At 60.1% G+C, this 15,006-nt stretch carries 16 protein-coding genes, 1 tRNA gene and 1 pseudogene; 7 read left to right on the top strand and 11 right to left on the bottom strand.

Annotated features, from left to right (window positions below; translation table 11 throughout):
- Positions 1 to 14: 14 nt before the first annotated feature.
- From lexA to AC13F2_RS13675, 8 genes are all read right to left on the bottom strand, one after another.
- Positions 15 to 704, bottom strand: coding sequence for a transcriptional repressor LexA (lexA, locus tag AC13F2_RS13710; protein WP_103023779.1), 690 nt, complete (start codon positions 702 to 704; stop codon positions 15 to 17).
- 308 nt (positions 705 to 1,012) lie between these two features.
- On the bottom strand, positions 1,013 to 1,798 hold the full coding sequence (gene trpC, locus AC13F2_RS13705) for an indole-3-glycerol phosphate synthase TrpC (protein WP_482965532.1): 786 nt from the start codon (positions 1,796 to 1,798) through the stop codon (positions 1,013 to 1,015).
- 1 nt (position 1,799) lies between these two features.
- Positions 1,800 to 2,792, bottom strand: a complete 993-nt coding sequence (gene trpD / locus AC13F2_RS13700) for an anthranilate phosphoribosyltransferase (RefSeq protein WP_482965531.1) — start codon at positions 2,790 to 2,792, stop codon at positions 1,800 to 1,802.
- A complete protein-coding gene (locus AC13F2_RS13695) occupies positions 2,789 to 3,403 on the bottom strand; it encodes an anthranilate synthase component II (protein WP_482965530.1) in 615 nt (204 codons plus the stop codon). Before AC13F2_RS13695 ends, trpD begins: the two co-directional genes overlap by 4 nt.
- Before the next feature lie 75 nt (positions 3,404 to 3,478).
- Positions 3,479 to 4,441 carry a prolyl aminopeptidase gene (gene pip, locus AC13F2_RS13690; protein ID WP_482965529.1) on the bottom strand — a complete coding sequence of 321 codons (963 nt, stop codon included), beginning with the start codon at positions 4,439 to 4,441 and terminating at the stop codon, positions 3,479 to 3,481.
- Positions 4,438 to 5,271 (bottom strand): phosphodiester glycosidase family protein, encoded by an 834-nt coding sequence (locus AC13F2_RS13685; RefSeq protein ID WP_482965528.1) that lies wholly within the window; start codon positions 5,269 to 5,271, stop codon positions 4,438 to 4,440. Before AC13F2_RS13685 ends, pip begins: the two co-directional genes overlap by 4 nt.
- Positions 5,268 to 6,767, bottom strand: a complete 1,500-nt coding sequence (gene trpE / locus AC13F2_RS13680; RefSeq protein ID WP_482965527.1) for an anthranilate synthase component I — start codon at positions 6,765 to 6,767, stop codon at positions 5,268 to 5,270. The genes AC13F2_RS13685 and trpE overlap by 4 nt, the downstream gene beginning before the upstream one ends.
- A 7-nt stretch (positions 6,768 to 6,774) precedes the next feature.
- Complete coding sequence (locus tag AC13F2_RS13675) at positions 6,775 to 8,709, bottom strand: peptidylprolyl isomerase (RefSeq protein WP_482965526.1); 1,935 nt, start codon at positions 8,707 to 8,709, stop codon at positions 6,775 to 6,777.
- Between the two features lie 196 nt (positions 8,710 to 8,905).
- Between AC13F2_RS13675 and tpiA the strand changes: the two genes are divergently transcribed.
- The 3 genes from tpiA (at position 8,906) to AC13F2_RS13660 (ending at position 11,859) form a co-directional block, all read left to right on the top strand.
- Positions 8,906 to 9,667, top strand: a complete 762-nt coding sequence (gene tpiA / locus AC13F2_RS13670; protein WP_272020104.1) for a triose-phosphate isomerase — start codon at positions 8,906 to 8,908, stop codon at positions 9,665 to 9,667.
- Positions 9,668 to 9,745: 78 nt separating this feature from the next.
- Positions 9,746 to 10,120 (top strand): preprotein translocase subunit SecG, encoded by a 375-nt coding sequence (secG, locus tag AC13F2_RS13665; RefSeq protein ID WP_482965525.1) that lies wholly within the window; start codon positions 9,746 to 9,748, stop codon positions 10,118 to 10,120.
- 104 nt (positions 10,121 to 10,224) lie between these two features.
- Positions 10,225 to 11,859, top strand: a complete 1,635-nt coding sequence (locus tag AC13F2_RS13660) for a CTP synthase (protein WP_196846095.1) — start codon at positions 10,225 to 10,227, stop codon at positions 11,857 to 11,859.
- 320 nt (positions 11,860 to 12,179) lie between these two features.
- Here the strand turns inward: AC13F2_RS13660 and AC13F2_RS13655 are convergent, their stop codons facing one another.
- Positions 12,180 to 12,653, bottom strand: coding sequence for an Hsp20 family protein (locus AC13F2_RS13655; RefSeq protein ID WP_103023841.1), 474 nt, complete (start codon positions 12,651 to 12,653; stop codon positions 12,180 to 12,182).
- A 166-nt stretch (positions 12,654 to 12,819) separates the two neighbouring features.
- Here AC13F2_RS13655 and grxC point away from each other — a divergent pair, with 166 nt between their 5' ends.
- The 4 genes from grxC (at position 12,820) to AC13F2_RS13635 (ending at position 14,488) form a co-directional block, all read left to right on the top strand.
- Positions 12,820 to 13,083: a glutaredoxin 3 gene (gene grxC / locus AC13F2_RS13650; protein ID WP_482965524.1), complete on the top strand. Its 264-nt coding sequence runs from the start codon at positions 12,820 to 12,822 to the stop codon at positions 13,081 to 13,083.
- Positions 13,084 to 13,902, top strand: coding sequence for a carbon-nitrogen hydrolase family protein (locus AC13F2_RS13645; protein WP_482965523.1), 819 nt, complete (start codon positions 13,084 to 13,086; stop codon positions 13,900 to 13,902).
- Positions 13,903 to 13,911: 9 nt separating this feature from the next.
- Positions 13,912 to 14,373, top strand: a complete 462-nt coding sequence (locus tag AC13F2_RS13640) for a DUF1178 family protein (protein WP_103023792.1) — start codon at positions 13,912 to 13,914, stop codon at positions 14,371 to 14,373.
- Between the two features lie 38 nt (positions 14,374 to 14,411).
- A tRNA-Arg gene (locus tag AC13F2_RS13635) sits at positions 14,412 to 14,488 on the top strand.
- 80 nt (positions 14,489 to 14,568) lie between these two features.
- Here AC13F2_RS13635 and AC13F2_RS13630 read toward each other — a convergent pair.
- Together AC13F2_RS13630 and AC13F2_RS13625 are read right to left on the bottom strand one after the other, a co-directional pair.
- Positions 14,569 to 14,859 (bottom strand): annotated as a pseudogene (locus AC13F2_RS13630) (EAL domain-containing protein); the annotation flags it as partial.
- 24 nt (positions 14,860 to 14,883) lie between these two features.
- On the bottom strand, positions 14,884 to 15,006 hold a 123-nt coding region (locus tag AC13F2_RS13625; protein ID WP_482963953.1), incomplete at its 5' end, for an IS3 family transposase.

The following is a 15,006-nucleotide window of genomic DNA, read 5'->3' as shown; positions in this document are numbered from 1 at the left end:
CGCGCGCCAGCAAATCAGTGGTAGCGGCGGAGCAGGCCCGCCAGTTTTCCCTGAACCTGAACCCGGTGGGGTTCATAAACTTGCGCTTCGTATGCGCCGTTGGCCGGATCGAGCACGACGCGGCCTGCATCCTTGCGAAGGTATTTCAGGGTCGCTTCTTCGTTGTCGACCAGCGCCACGACAATCTCGCCATCGCGGGCCGTGTCCGTGCGTTTTACCAGAGCGAAGTCGCCATCGAAGATCCCGGCTTCGATCATGGAATCTCCGGAAACCTCCAAGGCATAATGTTCGCCCGGACCGAGCAGCGCGGCCGGCACGGGCATGCTGGACTGACCTTCGATCGCTTCGATCGGGGCGCCGGCGGCAATCCGCCCATGAAGCGGAACATCGATGATATCGTTGGCCGGTTCGGGCGCCACCGCCTTTGCCGGGATAGCAGCCGATACGGCATCATTTGCCGCCACCGGAGCGGGCGACCCCATCACGGCATTTTCAGGAAGCTTGACTACTTCCAGCGCACGCGCCCGATTGGGGAGGCGCCGGATGAAGCCACGTTCTTCGAGCGCCGAGATCAGGCGGTGTACGCCCGACTTGCTCTTCAGATCGAGCGCTTCCTTCATTTCTTCGAAGCTGGGGGAAATGCCGGTGTCTTCCAGACGTTGCTGGATGAACCGGATCAATTCGTGCTGCTTGGCGGTCAGCATTGTGCGAACTCCGTATCGCGTGTTCACGAAAGCCGTGAACGAATGCGGAACAATTAAGCAACCAAAATTGCAAAGTCAAGCAATTCAGCCGTTCCTTGCGGAACAACCGTTCATGGTTCGATCCGGATCAGCACGCTGAGAAACCGCTGACGTTAAGCTTTTCGGACGGGCAGGGGAGACATGGACCACATGGACCACTGTCCAAGGGGATAAAAAGTCACCCCGCACCGAGGCCGAAATCGTGCCAGAACGCAGCGGGCTTGGTCTGGAGCTGATACCTTTAACCGGTCAGCAGCGTGTAGGACAGATCAGTTCCCGAGCAGCATGCGAGTTGCCGCTTCGACATCGCATTGGCGCATCAGGCTTTCGCCGACCAGGAAGCTGTTCACCCCGGCGTGTGACAAGCGCTGGCAGTCTTCGAACCGAGAAATGCCGCTTTCGCCGACCAGAAGCGAACCTTCAGGTGCCAGAGGCGCCAAGGCTTCGGTCGTGACGAGATCGGTCGAGAAGGTCCGCAGGTCCCGGTTGTTCACGCCAATGAGGCGCGACTGTAGCAATGCTGCACGTTCCATCTCTGCGTGATCATGGACTTCTACCAATACGTCCATGCCATATTCCACCGCGGCCCGTTCGATCTCCACCATCGCACCATCATCGAGTGCGGCGACTATGATCAGGATCGCATCAGCGCCGAGTGCGCGCGCTTCGGCCACCTGCCAAGTATCGACCATGAAATCCTTGCGCAGGACGGGCAATTCGCAGGCCGATCGCGCTTCGACCAGATAATCTTCGTGACCCTGAAAATACGGGGCGTCGGTGAGAACCGAAAGGCACGCAGCGCCCCCTGCAGCATAGGCGCGGGCATGGGCAGCGGGATGGAAATCTTCCCGGATCACGCCCTTCGAGGGTGAAGCCTTCTTGATTTCGGCGATGAGGCCGAAGCCGGACCGTTCCGCACGTTCGAGCGCAGAGCGGAAACCACGCGGGGCGGTCTGTTCGCGAGCGGAAGCGTCGAGATCGGCCAGCGACCGCATGCGCTTGCGTGCGGCCACTTCTTCTCTTTTGGTGGCGCAGATTTGTTCTAGCTTGTTCATATCAGGCGGCCATTGCGATCCAGCTTTCGAGCAAGGTCCTGGCTTTGCCGGAATCCAGTGCTTCGGCGGCGATTTCGGCGCCTTCCGTCCAGTCGTCTGTACGGTCGGCGACGATCATAGTGGCCGCGGCGTTGAAAAGTACCGCGTCGCGATAAGGTCCGGGTGTGCCCGCAAGCAGGGCTTCCAACGCGCGGGCATTGTGACGGGGATCGCCACCGCGAATAGCCTCGACCGGTGCGTGGGGCAGATTGGCATGTACCGCGAGCACCCGGCGCATCTCGAAATCGTTGCCCTGAACGTCAGCCAGTTCGTTGCCGCCGGCAAGGCTCAGTTCGTCCAGCCCTTCGTCGCCCGAGGCGATGAAAGTGCGGTCGGTGCCCAGCTTTGCCTTGGCTGCGGCATAGATGGGGACATAGGCCGGGCGCGCGATACCGATAAGCTGCCGCTTCACGCCGGCCGGATTCGAAAGCGGACCCATCAGATTGAAGATCGTACGAACGCCAAGCTTCTGGCGAATGGGCTGGATCCGTCCCATGGCCGGGTGGTGGTTCTTGGCGAAAAGGAAGCAGATCCCGAGTTCCGCCAACGTCTTCTCGGCACTTTTTCCTGCAGCTTCCATGTCGAGGCCTAGTACCTCGAGCGTATCGGCCGCGCCGGATTTGCTGCTGGCGGCCCGATTGCCGTGCTTGGCGACGGGCACGCCGCAAGCTGCGACGACGAGGCTGACAGCAGTCGAGACGTTGAGGGTGTGGTGTCCGTCACCCCCGGTTCCGCAGCAATCCACCGTGCCTTCGGGCGCGTCGACGGGAATGAGCCTTTGCCGCAGCGCGCGCGCAGCGCCGGCGATCTCGTCAGATGTTTCGCTGCGAGCGGACATATCGACCAGGAACCGTGCGATCGCATCGTCATCGGTTTCACCGTCGAGGATCCAGCCGAAAACCTCTTCGGCTTCCGCTTCCCCAAGATGTTGCTTTGCGTCGGGAAGCGTTTTCATGCCGGGACCTTGGCGGCGATGCCGCAGATTTCGAGGAAGTTGGCGAGCAGGGCGTGACCATGTTCGGTCGCGATACTTTCCGGGTGGAACTGGACCCCGTGAATGGGCAGATCGCGGTGGCGGAACCCCATGACGCTGCTGCCGTCGAGACCCGGTGTTTCGCTGGTGGCATTCACGTCCAGGCAGGCGGGAATGTCTTCGACCACGAGTGAATGATAGCGCGTTGCCCTGAACGGAGACGGCAGTCCGGCAAATACGCCAGTGGCATCGTGCGTGACGGGTGACGTCTTGCCGTGCATCAGCCCCCCGCGGACCACGCGTCCGCCGAAAAACTGGCCGATGGATTGATGGCCGAGGCACACACCGAGCAACGGCTTTCCGGCGTCTGCACATGCTGCCACCAGATCAAGGCTGACGCCGGCTTCATTGGGCGTGCAGGGGCCCGGCGATATGAGATAACCTGCGTGACCTGCCAACAGAGCTTCATCGGCAGTGACGGCGTCGTTACGCACGACTTCGACCTCAGCCCCCAGTTCCATCAGGTAATGGACCAGGTTGAAGGTAAAGCTGTCGTAATTGTCGATTACGAGGATTGATCGGCGGTCGGTCATTCGTGGCGTCAATGGAGGCGCGATGCGCGGCTTTCAAGCAAGGAAAGCTGCGGGATGCGAAACGTCGGCGTGACGTCAGGCTTTCTTGCCTGCCAGCTTGTCCGTCGCCTTAACCAAACCGTCGACGATCCCGGTTTCTCCCGCGCTGTGTCCGGCATCGTGAACGATCCAAAGGTCGGCTTCCGGCCAGGCCTTTTTCAACTCCCACGCGGAGACTGGCGGAGTGCAGATGTCGTGGCGGCCCTGGACGATGATACCGGGAATGCCGGCGAGCCTGTCGACGTTCGTCAACAACTGCGCCTCTTCGAGGAAGAAATCCTCGAGGAAGAACTTGGCACAGATGCGGGCAAAGGGAACGGCCTTGGAAGGATCGGCAAAACTGTCGAGCAGGGCGGGATCGGGAAGAAGTGTGGCGACGGTTCCTTCCCACAGCGACCATTCCCTTGCCGCGGCAAGGCGCGTGTCTTCGTCATCGCTGGTCAGACGCTTGTGATACGCCTTCACGAGGTCGCCGCGTTCGGCTTCTGGAATGAGGCCGGTGAAGTCGTCCCACTGTTCGGCCATTATTTCGCTGGCGCCGTAGGAATAGAGCCAGTCCTTTTCCTTTTGTCGGCCGAGGAACACACCGCGCAATACGAGCTCGCTTACCCGCTCGGGATATTTCTGGGCGTAGGCGAGGGCAAGGGTGGAGCCCCAGCTACCGCCGAAAGCCTGCCATTTTTCATGCCCGCACATTTCGCGCAGACGTTCGATATCTTCGACTATGCGCCAGGTATCGTTATTTTCGATTTCAGCGAAAGGAAGCGATTTGCCGCAGCCGCGCTGGTCGAACAGAAGCACGTCATAGAGTTCGGGGTCCCATTGGCGGCGATGGGCAGGCGACATCCCGCCACCCGGACCGCCGTGAAGGAAGACGGCCGGTTTTGCCCCCTTGGTGCCGACACGTTCCCAATAGAGCGAATGGCCTTCGCCGACATCGAGCATCCCGGTTTGATAGGGTTCGATCTCGGGATAGAGGGCGCAGCGCGTATCGGTCATTCGGAAGCTTTCTTTCTAACCACGACGATGGGTCCGATCGGGGCCCCGGTATCGAGCCGTTCCGTGGCGGGGTTCCAGAGCTGAGAAACATTCCCATCCAGATACAGCGCGTTCTTCACGTGCAGCTCGTCCTTGTAGAAACGGGCGAGCTTGCCGAACGAAATCGGCGCATTCGAGATCACGAAATGCGCGCGGCCTTCATCGTCCACGCCCACGGCGTTACGCACGAATTTAGACGGTCCGTCGCGCGTGATTTCCGGGTGAATCTTGCCATCGACGACCAGCATGGGGCCGGATTGCGTCCCGAATTGAGGACGCTCCGTCACATTTTCCAGAAACCAATCCGTGGCGCGCACGGCCCATTCGCCATCGGTGCCGTAGAAAACGCCGTTGGGGTTCATGTGGAAGTTGCCTTCGCCATCGGCGGTATTGAGCGGATGCAGCCGTTCCGAATCTTCCACGAAATACCCGATCGGTTCGCCGTCATCGTCGAACATGCCTGCATTCATGGCAAAGGCGACGGTCTGCGCATCGGCGGCCGCCGCGAAGTCGGTCAGGCTGCGATAGAACTTGCCGTCACGCCCAAGTGCCATGCTGATGCTGTGACGCGCCGGGACGGCAAGGCAATGCGTGACCGGCGTATCTTCGAAAATGATCGAACGGCAGGCGCTTTCGACCTGGCTTGCGAGCGTTTCGGTCGGGGTCGGATCTGGCGTGGGATCCACCCGCGCTTGGCCATCGATGCGCGCGCGGGCGACGGGTTCGCCTTCGGGCTGCGCTTCGCAAGCAGTCAATGCCAAGAGGGCGAGGGCGGCGATTGTAATTCTCATTGACCGAATCCGGGCTCCCTCGCGAGGCGTACGGCTTCCTTGGCCGCAGCGAGCAGGGCGCTCGCCTTCGCTTCGCATTCTTTCTGTTCATAGGCGGGATCGCTGTCGGCGACTATACCTGCGCCAGCCTGCACATGCATCATGCCGTCCTGCACCACGGCTGTCCGCAATACGATGCAGCTGTCCACCGAACCGTCAGGGGCGAAGTAGCCGACGCCACCAGCGTAGGGGCCGCGCGTCGCCGGTTCGAGTTCGGCGATGATCTCGCAGGCGCGGACCTTGGGCGCCCCGCTGACGGTGCCCGCAGGGAAGCCGGCGAACATTGCATCGATCGCATCCTTCGACGGATCGAGCCGCCCGGTGACATTGCTGACGATATGCATGACGTGGCTGTAGCGTTCGACAGTGAAACTCTCAGTCACGGTAACGGTCCCGGACGCGGCGACGCGGCCGACATCGTTGCGTCCGAGATCGAGCAGCATCAGATGTTCGGCGCGTTCCTTGGGATCGGCCAGCAGGTCCTGTTCGGCAAGCCGGTCTGCCGCAGAATTGGCGCCGCGCGGCCGTGTGCCGGCAATCGGCCGAATGGTGACCTCGCCATCGCGCACGCGCACGAGGATTTCCGGACTGGAGCCGACAATGGCAAAGCCGGGCATGTCGAGAAAATAGAGAAAAGGCGATGGGTTCACGCGCCGCAATGCACGATAGAGGTCCATCGGCGGGAGTGTGAAAGGCGAAGTGAAGCGCTGAGAGAGGACGACCTGAAAAATGTCGCCAGCCGAAATGTAGTCCTGAGCCTTGAGAACCATCGTTTCGTAATCCGCGGCGGACATGGTCGGGGCCAGAGAAGGATCGGGATGGTCCGTTACGGTGTTTGCAGACGGTGGTAATTGCTGAGCAAGTTTGCGCAGAACGTCGTCGATCCGTTCGCCAGCAAGTTCCATCGCCAATTCGTCCCAGACGGGCGCGACGCAGAACAGCGCGTCGCTCAGCCGGTCGAAAACAAGCAGGACCGTGGGCCGGACAAACAGCATGTCCGGCAGATCGAGTTCGCCGTGGGGAGGGCGGGGCAGCTTCTCCACGAGGCCGATCGTTTCGTAGCCAAAATGGCCGACGAGGCAGGCGAGGGCTGGCGGCAATTCATCGGGCACATCGCAGCGGCAGGATTCCACCAATGCGCGAAGATTTTCGAGCGTGCCACCTTCACAAGCGTCAAAGGCATGGTGATCGTTCTGCCAGTCGCGATTGATATCCGCCCGATCGCCGGTCGCCCTGAACACGAGATCCGGATCGAGACCCATGAGACTGTAACGGCCGCGCACGTCGCCGCCTTCCACCGACTCGAGCAGAAAATCGCCGCGGCCTTCGCAAAATAGCTTGAGCGCCGCCCCGACAGGCGTTTCGGTATCTGCGACCACCTGCCGCCAGACCAGCGCAGGCCTGCCGTCAGCCAGCGCTTTACGCGCCTGGTCGACGCCTTTGAGACTTGTGCTCAAATGCGCCTCAGTTGCCGATCAGCTGCTTGCGAACAGCATCGATAGCCGACGGATTGCGCGATACACCCAGCTCTTCACGCATGGCGAGGCGGAGCTGTTCGGCATATTCTTCGCCGATCAGGGGGCCCATCTGACGGGTCGCCTGTTCGATCAGCGGGTCGTCCTTGGCGATGTCGTCCATGGTAATGTCGTTGACCTTGACCACGAAGAACCCGGTGTTGCCGCCGGCATCGAGCTTTTTCGTGGTGCCTTCGGCCATGCTGAACAGGAGGGCGAGAGGCGGCGGTACGCGCTGCTCGCGCTGGCGAGCGAGATCCTCGCGCGTCATATCAACCGATTGAGCCGGGGGCACGCGGCGGTCTTCTGCAGCAAGGGCTGCCTGCATCGTATTGCCTTTACGCACCCGGGCCATCACCCGATCGGCAGCGGCCTGGGCCGCCTTCATGCCCTCGGTTGCACGCCAGCGCGCTTCGACGAGCTGTTCGATTTCCTGGTAGGGGGCGACAGCGGCCCCGGCGATGTCGCCTACTTCATAGACGAGATAGGTCTGTCCGCCATCGACCGGTGCAATCTCGGGCTCTTCCACTTCCATCTGAAAAGCCGTGGCAAGTGCGGGGCGCAGGACGTCTGGCACGGACTGTTCCGGATTTTCGAACATGCGACCGTCGGCGAGCGTCGGCCCGGTGTTCGACAGTTGAAGATCCAGATCGTCGGCAACTTCGGCGAGCGTAGCACCGTCACGCAACTGCTCCTCAATCTCGGTAGCGAGATCGGCGAGGCCGCGAACGCGCTTTTCTTCGCGAAGCGTGTCGGAGATTTCTCCGCGGACATCGGCAAGGCTGCGGGCCGGGGTAGCATCCACCGAATCAATGCTCGCAACGTGCCAGCCAAGCGAACTGCGGGCGGGCGTTGTCATCGCGCCATCAGCCGCGGCGAAATATGCTGCGGCAACGGCGGGAGAGGATTGCGCGGCCAAAGCACTGCGTGTGACGTCCACCACAGGCGACGCGCGCAGACCCGCTTCCCGTGCGACCTGTTCGAAGGATGCGCCGCCAGCAACGCGGTCGCGAATCGACTTTGCCGCCGCTTCGGTGGGTACGATCAATTGCGTGAAGTTCCGTGTTTCGCTTGCGGCATATTGTTCGGCGTCGCGCTTATAGCGGGCTGCGATCTCGGCCTCGGTCGGTTCGATGCGGTCGCCCAAGGCATCAGAATCGAACGTTGCGTAGCGGATGACGCGGCGCTCGGGGCGGACGAAAGCTTCCCGGTTGGCGTTGTAATAAGCACGTAGAACTTCAGGATCGGCGGCGCCCGACGGGGCGTATGTTGCAGCGGGCAGAAGGGCGATGGAACCCTGACGGCGTTCTTTGAACAACTGTGCATAGCGGTAGGCCAGCTTGTTCGGCACCGAAGCCCCGAAACTGGCCGGTATCAGCAATTGCTGCGAAAGCAGGCCGACACCGAGATCGCTGCGGACCTGAGCATCGCTGATCCGTTGCATGGCCAGCGCCTGGCGATATGTCTGTTCGTCGAAATTGCCGTCCGCGCCGCGAAAGGCGGGAATCATGCGAATTTCGCTATTCAGCAGATTCTCTCCGGCACGGAACCCATATTTTCTGGCGTATCCCTGGATCGCGTTGCGATCGATCAGGGCTTCCAGAACCAGTTCCAGCTGACCGCTGCCAACGAATTCCGGCATGGAAAGCGTGGGATCTTCCTGCCGAAGACGGTCGAGGCCATTATTCGCAGCCACTACAAGATCGGCAGTCCCAATCTTTTCATCGCCGACCACGGCGACGCGATCACCGCCTGCGATTCCACCGAATGTGCCGGTGCTGGAAACGTCTGCGCTGGCAAAGGCGAGGGCTATAAGTCCAAGGAATGCCAGAGAAATGGCAAGGCCGAGTTTGGTCTTGAAGAAGTTGCGGAAGAACTGGAACATGATCTGCGGGCGATCCCATCGGGTTGCTGCTTTCGTTCTGGCGGGGCCGGAACGGGTTGGGGCGCTTTATCCGCCCTGCGACCCATGAGCAACAGGCTGCAAAGGGTTTTGACGCGGGAAGAAACCTTGTCTAGCGGAGCGCAACTCTTGCCCCATATAGCGGGGCCCTCACTCAGACAATTTGCAGGACGTACCTATGGCCGAACGGCCCTACATCGTTGGAAACTGGAAAATGAACGGCACGCGCGCCATGCTTTCGGAAGCGCGCGCCATCGATCGTGCGGCCCAGCGCTACATGAAGGTCGAGGTTGCCGTGGCGCCACCTTACACTCTGATTCACGCGGTTCATAAGGAAGCCGAACAGATCGGGATCGGTGCACAGGATTGCCATTCCGGCGCCGAAGGCGCGCACACCGGTGATATCAACGCATCGATGGTAGCCGATGCCGGCGCGAAGTTCGTCATACTGGGACATAGCGAACGGCGCCAGGACCATGCCGAAACCAACGAGTTGATCAACGCGAAGATCGAATCGGCGCTGGAAGCCGGCCTTCGCGTGATACTTTGCTGTGGCGAATCGCTGGAAACCCGCGATGCGGGAGAGGCGGAAAGCTTCGTTCTGGGTCAGCTTCGCGCGGCGTTGCCGATATTTCAGGATCCGGCAGACCGGCTCACGATCGCGTATGAGCCGATCTGGGCCATCGGCACGGGTCGTACCGCGACGGTCGAAGACATTGCCGCCATGCACCGCGCTATACGCGCTCTACTGGATGAGACGTTTGGCGAAGATGTTTCTGCCAAGGTCCGCATTCTTTATGGCGGTTCGGTGAAGCCGGATAACGCGCGCGAAATTCTCGCGGTGCCGGAAGTGGGTGGCGCGCTTGTCGGCGGTGCCAGCCTTTCGGCCGAAAACTTCCTCGGCATCGTTGTGGGCGCCTCGGAAGCCGAAGAGGTATAAGCAGGCCCGCCTTGCCGTTTTCCGCTCGCGCGCCTAAATGCGCGTGAGCCCAGCCAATCACATTCCAAGAGTACTCGCATGTTCCTCTTCCTTACCGTCGTTCAGGCGATCGTCGCAGCCGCGCTAGTCGGCGTCATCCTGATGCAACGTTCGGAAGGCGGCGGCCTCGGAGTGGGAGGCAGCCCGTCCGGCATGCTGAGTGCCCGCGGTGCTGCGGACTTTCTGACCCGGTCCACCAAGTGGCTTGCCATTCTTTTTGTCGTCCTGTCGATCGGTCTTGCTGCAGTTGCGGTCGAGACGACGGGCGGCGATGCGATCGAATCGACACTTGATCGTACGGTCGCTCCGGTCGCGCCCGCCGACCCGCTCGGCCCGGCAACCACTGATCAGCCTGCCGCCACCGGACAGGACGCGCCCGCGAATCCCGACCCGCTGGCAACCCCAGCCGAATAATCTTCAGAACATCGCAGGCTTGTGGATTGCGCCGCATCCTCGGCGCGATTTGCAGCTGTTTGCGCTTGCCCCGACTCAAACACTAAGCTTAAGGCCCGACTCCCATGGCGCGGTATATATTTATCACCGGCGGCGTGGTCTCCTCGCTCGGCAAAGGTCTCATGGCAGCATCGCTTGCTGCTCTCCTCCAGGCGCGTGGCTACAAGGTCCGTATTCGAAAATTCGACCCCTATCTCAATGTCGATCCAGGGACGATGTCCCCGTATCAGCATGGCGAAGTCTATGTGACGGACGATGGGGCGGAAACGGACCTGGATCTGGGTCATTACGAACGCTTTACCGGGGTGTCGGCGCATCAGGGCGACAACATTACATCCGGTCGTATCTATCAGGACATCATCGCCAAAGAGCGGCGGGGGGATTATCTCGGCGCGACGGTGCAGGTGGTTCCGCACGTCACGGACGAGATCAAGGCCTTCGCGCTTGCCGGGCAGGACGATCACGATTTCATCCTGTGTGAGATCGGCGGCACTGTCGGCGATATCGAAGGGCTGCCGTTTATGGAAGCCATCCGCCAGCTTCGAAATGAGCTTGAGCCATGGCAGACGCTGAGCGTCCATGTCACCCTCGTGCCCTATATCGCTGCTGCGGGTGAGTTGAAGACGAAGCCGACCCAGCATTCGGTACGCGAGCTGGCGAGCCTCGGGATCAAGCCCGATGTCCTGCTTTGCCGGGCGGAACACCCAATCCCCGACAGCGAACGGCGCAAGATCGCGCAGTTCTGCAATGTGCGACAGGAGGCCGTGATTCCGGCACTGGACGCACCCTCGATCTATTCCGTGCCATTGCAATATCACGGCGAAGGCTTGGACGCCGAAGTGCTGCGCGCCTTCGGCATTACCGATGCGCCAGACCCCGATCTGTCGCGCTGGTACGATGTAGTGGACCGCCATTCCAATCCGGAAGGCGAAGTCACGATCGGCGTGGTCGGGAAATATGTCGGCCTGCAGGACGCGTACAAGTCGCTCAATGAAGCGTTGGTTCACGGCGGTATGGCCCACCGGGTGAAGGTCAACACCAAGTGGATCGATGCGGAAATATTTGAAGGCGACGACGCCGATATAGCCGCGAAGCTGGAGCCCATGCACGCTATCCTGGTGCCCGGTGGCTTTGGCGAGCGTGGCAGCGAAGGCAAGATCGCCGCGGTCCGTTTCGCACGCGAACGCAAGGTGCCGTTTCTCGGCATTTGTCTGGGTATGCAGATGGCCTGCATCGAAGCGGCGCGTTCCGCAGGCTATGCCAGCGCCAGCTCAACGGAATTCGGCGAAACGGCCGAGCCGGTCGTCGGCATCATTACCGAGTGGATGACAGAAGAAGGCCTGCAAACGCGTGAGGCAGGCGGCGATCTGGGCGGAACGATGCGCTTGGGCGCGTATGATGCTAAGCTTTCCGCGAACAGCCATGTGTCGCAAATTTACGGCGGCAATACGATGATTTCCGAGCGCCATCGTCATCGGTACGAGGTCAACAGCGCCTATATCGATTCCCTGGAAAGTCAGGGTCTCGTGTTTTCGGGAATGTCGCCGGACGGGTTGCTTCCCGAGATCGTAGAACGGCCGGATCACCCATGGTTCGTAGGCGTACAGTTCCATCCGGAACTGAAGTCCAAGCCGTTCGATCCGCACCCGCTGTTCGCCGGTTTTGTTGGCGCTGCGCTCGAACAGGCCAGGCTGGTCTGACGGGGTAAAAAGCAGCCGATCCGGCAACTGACTGAAATCGCAGATCAATGATTTTCGGGCGCTTGTAACGAGGCGACAAAATCATCGCGCCCAGCCGTCGACGCTTTATCTTTTGATACATCTGGTGCAAAATCCTGTCAGATCCGCATCAGAGGACAGAGGGTAGAGAGATGCGCTTCGCCAACAAGCGGTGGGGCTTGCCCCGATGACGGTCGTCTTCTGCGACCCGGACGGCCGATTTCGGGGCTGGGCGGCGTAAAGCGTCGCGGGGGCGGAACGTATGTTCCGCCCCCTACATTTTCACCAGATCGACCAGATGATCAGGCGGCCTTGGTGCCGTCTTCCTTGTCGGTCTTGACTACTTCGAGCGGTTGCTGTCCGCCGATAGCGATCTTCTTCGGCTTCATCGCATCGGGGACTTCGCGAACGAGGTCGATGACAAGCAGTCCATCAGCAAGATCCGCATTGTCCACCCGCACGTAATCCGCCAGTTCGAACCGGCGTTCGAATCCACGGTTGGCAATGCCGATATGCAGCATTTCGCCTTCGTTGAATTCGTCACGCTTCTTGCCGGTTACGACCAGCAGATTTTGCTGCGCGACGATGTCGAGATCCCCCGAGCGGAATCCTGCCACCGCCAACGTGATGCGATAATCGTCATCGCCGCGGCGCTCGATATTGAAGGGGGGGTAGTTATCTCCGCCAGCGTTGCGCGCCTGTCGTTCCATTAGGTCGAATACACGATCGAAACCTACGGTGGAGCGGCGGAAAGGTGTAAGGTCCATACGGTTCATCGAAACAAATCCTCTTGTGAGCGATTTTAACCAGACGAGGCCCGCATTCGGCACCCCGTCGTCGCCATGCGAGGCATGGCAACGATTCCGAAATAGGTTCACGGATCGGGCTTTCAAGTAGACCAGGCGCACGCTATTTCGGGCGTTGGAAAGATAGAGGAATTTCATGATTCAGCCGCAAGTCGATATCTACACCAAGTTTGGTTGCGGATTCTGTTTTCGCGCCAAGCGCCTGCTCGATGAAAAAGGTGTCGAGTATAACGAATTCGACATCACCATGGGCGGGTCAAAGCGTGACGAAATGCTGGCTCGGGCACCGCGGGCCACGACCGTGCCGCAGATATTTATCGGCGATACCCATGTGGGTGGATCGGACGACCTCTCTGCGCTAGAGCGTGATGGAAAACTCGACGCTATGCTGACGGGTTGAATGCCCCGCATTGCCATCTTGCAGATGACTTCGGGTATCGATCCTGAAGAGAACGCCACAGCCATTGAAAACGCCATTGTTTCCGCCGCGGACAATGGCGCTGCCATGATATTCACGCCGGAAATGTCGGGCCTGCTCGATCGCGATCGAAAGCGGGCAGCGAAGTCGATAGTCTTGGAAAGCGACACTCCTGCGCTGGCCAGGGCGCAGGATGCTGCACATCGGGCGGGCATTTGGGTTGCGCTCGGATCGCTTGCCGTAAAGTCTCCAAATGACAGGTGGGCAAACCGCGCATTCGTGATCGATCCAAACGGAGACATCGCGGCCCGCTACGACAAGATACATATGTTCGACGTCGATCTCGACAGCGGGGAAAGCTGGCGCGAATCGAACGCTTATGAGCCTGGGCAAGAGGTGGTCACGGTCCCCGGAACTCCGGTTGGGCGACTGGGACTGTCGGTTTGCTACGACATTCGTTTTCCAGCACTTTACGAGCAGTTGGGTAGGGCGCAGTGCGATTGCATTGCCATCCCTGCCGCCTTTACCGTACCGACCGGAAGGGCCCATTGGAATGTTCTCCAAAGGGCCCGGGCAATTGAAGCGAGCGCTTTCGTCGTTGCCGCGGCGCAAGTGGGTGAACACGCCGACGGGCGTCGGACCTATGGCCATAGCATGGTCGTGGACCCCTGGGGCGACGTCTTGGTTGAAATGGAGGGCGACGACGCGGCGCTTGCTTACTGCGATATCGATCTTGCCAGAATTGCTGAAGTTCGCGCACAGGTGCCAAGCCTTGCCAATAGACGAGAAATAGCGAAATAGGCCGCCTCAATGATAGTGTTCGATCTCTCTTGTAGCGAAGGCCATCGGTTCGAAGGCTGGTTCGGCTCGTCGGATGATTATGCCGACCAAAAAGCAGGCGGTTTGCTCGTCTGCCCGCAGTGCGGCAGCGAGGAAATCGGTAAGGCGCCAATGGCCCCGTCAGTGCCAGCCAAGAGCAATACCCGATCGCATGCGCCCGTCGAAACCACTCAGGTAGTCAAAGGCGAAATGCCAGTCGAGGTGAAAAAAGCGCTGGAAAAGCTGGCGAAAGCTCAGGCGAAAGCGCTGGAGAGCAGCACATGGGTTGGCGACAAATTCGCCGAGAAGGCCCGCGAAATGCATTACGGCGAAGCCGATGAGGCCCCGATTCACGGTCGCGCCACCAGAGACGAGGCGGAAGACATGATGGCCGAAGGAATTTCCGTAGCACCTCTTCTCGTACCAGTAGCCCCACCAGAAGAACTCAACTGATTGCCTCGGCGGTTCGAGCCGCTATACGAGGCATCGGCGCGCCCGTAGCTCAGTAGGATAGAGCATCAGATTCCTAATCTGGGGGCCACAGGTTCGAATCCTGTCGGGCGCACCATTCTCGAAAACTTGCAGAATTCTCGGATTTGTCGATTCAGGCGCGAACCGGTGAACCGGCAGTTGAGTCTCCAGCCGAAACTACGTTCTTGAAGCTGATCTTGCTGGGAGCCACTTACGACCAAGCCAGGAATCATCGCTCGCCCTAACAGGTTTACCGAATAGATACCCCTGTCCTTCCCGGCAACCGAGAGCCAGCAGGCGAATTCTTTGCTCGTCGGTTTCGATGCCTTCGGCAGTTACCTCCAAGTTGAGGCTGCGCCCGAGTGAAATCACGGCTGATACAATCGCTGCGCCTTGAGGTCGGTTGCAAAGATCCTGAACGAAGGAACGGTCGATTTTCAGCCTTGTAACAGGGAGACGTGCCAGTGTGGAAAGTGAATAGCCCCTAGTTTTCTAGACGCCCTCGGTGCTCATCATCTGCTGCCGTTCGAACTCTACGGGTGACAGCATCCCGTTTCTCACATGCTTGCGTATCGGGTTGTAGAACATCTCGATGTAATCGAACACATCCTGTCT

Source organism: Qipengyuania sp. L-5Y (assembly GCF_056859455.1).
The sequence above is the reverse complement of the archived record's forward strand: the minus strand, read 5'-3'. Positions and strand labels throughout refer to the sequence as shown.

Bases quoted from the DNA above. Each gene is read 5' to 3' on its own strand.
- lexA (WP_103023779.1), bottom strand. From the start codon at position 704: ATGCTGACCGCCAAGCAGCACGAATTGATCCGGTTCATCCAGCAACGT.
- trpC (WP_482965532.1), bottom strand. From the start codon at position 1,798: ATGAACAAGCTAGAACAAATCTGCGCCACCAAAAGAGAAGAAGTGGCC.
- trpD (WP_482965531.1), bottom strand. From the start codon at position 2,792: ATGAAAACGCTTCCCGACGCAAAGCAACATCTTGGGGAAGCGGAAGCC.
- AC13F2_RS13695 (WP_482965530.1), bottom strand. From the start codon at position 3,403: ATGACCGACCGCCGATCAATCCTCGTAATCGACAATTACGACAGCTTT.
- pip (WP_482965529.1), bottom strand. From the start codon at position 4,441: ATGACCGATACGCGCTGCGCCCTCTATCCCGAGATCGAACCCTATCAA.
- AC13F2_RS13685 (WP_482965528.1), bottom strand. From the start codon at position 5,271: ATGAGAATTACAATCGCCGCCCTCGCCCTCTTGGCATTGACTGCTTGC.
- AC13F2_RS13675 (WP_482965526.1), bottom strand. From the start codon at position 8,709: ATGTTCCAGTTCTTCCGCAACTTCTTCAAGACCAAACTCGGCCTTGCC.
- tpiA (WP_272020104.1), top strand. From the start codon at position 8,906: ATGGCCGAACGGCCCTACATCGTTGGAAACTGGAAAATGAACGGCACG.
- secG (WP_482965525.1), top strand. From the start codon at position 9,746: ATGTTCCTCTTCCTTACCGTCGTTCAGGCGATCGTCGCAGCCGCGCTA.
- AC13F2_RS13660 (WP_196846095.1), top strand. From the start codon at position 10,225: ATGGCGCGGTATATATTTATCACCGGCGGCGTGGTCTCCTCGCTCGGC.
- AC13F2_RS13655 (WP_103023841.1), bottom strand. From the start codon at position 12,653: ATGAACCGTATGGACCTTACACCTTTCCGCCGCTCCACCGTAGGTTTC.
- grxC (WP_482965524.1), top strand. From the start codon at position 12,820: ATGATTCAGCCGCAAGTCGATATCTACACCAAGTTTGGTTGCGGATTC.
- AC13F2_RS13645 (WP_482965523.1), top strand. From the start codon at position 13,084: ATGCCCCGCATTGCCATCTTGCAGATGACTTCGGGTATCGATCCTGAA.
- AC13F2_RS13640 (WP_103023792.1), top strand. From the start codon at position 13,912: ATGATAGTGTTCGATCTCTCTTGTAGCGAAGGCCATCGGTTCGAAGGC.